This is a genomic window from Rhizorhapis sp. SPR117, assembly GCF_021742065.1.
In genome coordinates this window covers 1-2655 of the sequence record NZ_JAKKIE010000152.1, presented here as the reverse complement: position 1 = coordinate 2655, position 2655 = coordinate 1, and the positions used below count along the sequence as shown (strand labels likewise).

Here is a 2655-nt window from a genome sequence, read left to right as displayed (position 1 = left end):
CCCGCAACGCGGGACATAAACCAGCCGGGTCACTTCTCGATGAAAATACCGGGTCACTTCTCAGCGACAATCAACAGCCAGTTGTCCCAGGAGCAGAGCTGGCAGCGGGTCGGGACGATTGCGCTGGTCGGCCTTCGGGACGAAGGCGCGCTCGATCTGGGCCGCCGACAGGCTGACATAACCGACGACCCGGCCGGTTTCGGAATCGCAGATCACGCTGGTCCGCGAAACGCCCGATTGCTGATTGCGCCATGCGTTCCGGCGGAACCATTGATTGAGAGAGTCCCGGCCGCAGTCGAACGCATCGCGATCATCCTCCTCCGCCAGCGGACGGGGCGGCGTCAGTCCTCCCATGCTGGGCGCGACTTAGCGAGCTTGCGGAGCGCTTCGATCTGCCTCGGTTCGGCGTGAACCCAGGCTTCGAACCTTTCCCAATCCTTGGCCGGGATCACGACCTGGCGTTGTTCGAGCAAATCCTGCTCTGCCGCCTCGACCGCCTTGCGTCGGATGAAGTCGCTGAGGTTCGTGCGCGCTGCCTGCGCGGCCGCCTCAAGCATCGCCCGCTCCGCCGGGTTAACGCGAACGCTGAGAATGGCTGGGGCCAGCTTGGCCATGATAGGACTCCTTTGTGTATGACAATAGCATACGCTCCTCGGCATTTCAACGCACACGCTATTCCGGCCAGGGACGCATGAGGCGGGAAGGTGGTACGCTACGCCATTCCCTGTCTTTCTTCGCCAACCTGCGATGCGGACACATTCCTGTTGAAACACCGCCTTTTTGCGCATTTTTGATTGGCCCCATCGCGTCGGCGAATTGCGTCGACGCTCATCGAAGGGCACCATCATGTCTGCCGCGAAAATTCTCTGGGGCCAGGTCATCGCCGTCATCGCGGTGACGCTGCTCGGCATCTGGGCGGCGACCCAATGGACCGCCCATGCGCTCGCCTATCAGCCTGAACTCGGCGAACCCTGGTTCTGGCTGGGTCCATGGCCCATTTATCCGCCTCCTGCGTTCTTCTGGTGGTGGTTCGCTTATGACGCCTATGCGCCGAAGATATTCGAGACCGGAGCCTATATCGCGGTGTCGGGCGCTATGGCTGCCGTCATCGTCGCCATCGCCATGTCGGTCTGGCGGGCACGGGAGGAGAAGAAATCCGAGACCTACGGCTCGGCGCGCTGGGCAACACCCAAGGAGATCCGCAAGGCCGGCCTCTACGCCGATGACGGCGTGGTGATCGGCTGGCACGAGAAGCGTTATCTGCGCCACGATGGTCCCGAGCATGTGCTGTGCTTCGCGCCCACCCGATCCGGCAAGGGTGTGGGCCTCGTCATTCCCTCGCTGCTGACCTGGCCTGGAAGCTGCATCGTCCACGACATCAAGGGCGAGAACTGGCAGCTTACCGCGGGCTTCCGCGCCCGGCACGGACGAGTGATGCTGTTCGACCCCACCAACCCGGCGTCCAATGGCTATAACCCACTGCTCGAGGTCCGGAAGGGCGAGTGGGAAGTGCGCGACGTCCAGAATGTCGCCGACGTGCTGATCGATCCCGAAGGCTCATTGGAAAAGCGCAACCATTGGGAGAAGACCAGTCACGCGCTGCTGGTCGGGGCCATCCTCCATGTGCTTTATGCCGAGGAGGACAAGACCCTCGCGGGCGTCGCTGCCTTTCTTTCCGATCCCCGCCGCTCGATCGAGACCACGCTGCACAAGATGAAGGCGACCCCGCATCTGGGAGACGCCGGCGTCCATCCCGTCGTTGCGGCCGCCGCACAGGAATTGCTCAACAAGTCCGAGAACGAACGCTCGGGGGTGCTTTCGACCGCCATGTCCTTCCTCGGCCTCTATCGTGATCCGGTGGTTGCCAAGGTAACGGGCGCGTCCGACTGGCGGATCGCCGACCTGGTCAGTTCACCGGTGCCGGTATCGCTCTTTCTGGTGATTCCACCCTCCGACATCAGCCGGACCAAACCGCTGGTCCGCCTGATGCTCAACCAGATCGGCAGGCGGCTGACGGAGGATCTCACGGTCAGCGGTAAACGCCAACGGCTGCTGTTCATGCTCGATGAGTTTCCGGCGCTGGGGCGTCTCGACTTTTTCGAAAGCGCGCTCGCCTATGTCGCCGGTTACGGGATCAAGGCGTTTCTCATCGCCCAAAGCCTTAACCAGATCGAGAAGGCCTATGGTCAGAACAACTCGATCCTCGACAATTGTCATGTGCGTGTGGCCTTCGCCGCCAACGATGACCGCACCGCCAAACGCGTGTCCGACGCGCTCGGAACCGCGACCGAGCAGCGCTCGATGAAGAACTATGCCGGTCACAGACTTTCGCCCTGGCTCGGCCATGTCATGGTCTCGCGCACTGAGACCGCGCGTCCCTTGATGACGCCCGGCGAGGTTCAGCAATTCTCGCCCGACGAAGAGATCGTCTTCGTGGCGAGCACCCCGCCGATCCGCGCGGAAAAGGCGCGCTATTATCTTGATCCCCGGTTTCGGACGCGCCTCCTGCCGCCCCCAAAGCCGATGCCGCTTGCCCCTGCATCGCGGCCCAAGGATGACTGGACGGCGCTTGCACCCGTAGGCCGTCCCTTTGACGGCTTTGTCGAACACACCAAGCGCGTGTCGCCGACCTGTCTGGTGACGTTCGAGCGCAAC

The 2655-nt window shown here is 62.7% G+C and carries 3 protein-coding genes; 1 reads left to right on the top strand and 2 read right to left on the bottom strand.

Going from position 1 to position 2655, the window contains the following annotated elements:
* Positions 1–60: 60 nt before the first annotated feature.
* Both L3X40_RS21550 and L3X40_RS21545 read right to left on the bottom strand, forming a co-directional pair.
* Complete coding sequence (locus tag L3X40_RS21550) at positions 61–354, bottom strand: hypothetical protein (RefSeq protein ID WP_237367378.1); 294 nt, start codon at positions 352–354, stop codon at positions 61–63.
* The gene (locus L3X40_RS21545; protein ID WP_237367377.1) at positions 342–614 is read right to left on the bottom strand and encodes a type II toxin-antitoxin system TacA family antitoxin; all 273 of its coding nucleotides are present in this window, start codon (positions 612–614) and stop codon (positions 342–344) included. Before L3X40_RS21545 ends, L3X40_RS21550 begins: the two co-directional genes overlap by 13 nt.
* A gap of 232 nt (positions 615–846) precedes the next feature.
* Here L3X40_RS21545 and L3X40_RS21540 point away from each other — a divergent pair.
* Positions 847–2655: conjugal transfer protein TraG (locus L3X40_RS21540; protein ID WP_272908131.1), on the top strand; the 1809-nt coding region annotated here is incomplete at its 3' end.

Coding starts and splice junctions, on each gene's coding strand:
- L3X40_RS21550 (WP_237367378.1), bottom strand. CDS start 354: ATGGGAGGACTGACGCCGCCCCGTCCGCTGGCGGAGGAGGATGATCGC.
- L3X40_RS21545 (WP_237367377.1), bottom strand. CDS start 614: ATGGCCAAGCTGGCCCCAGCCATTCTCAGCGTTCGCGTTAACCCGGCG.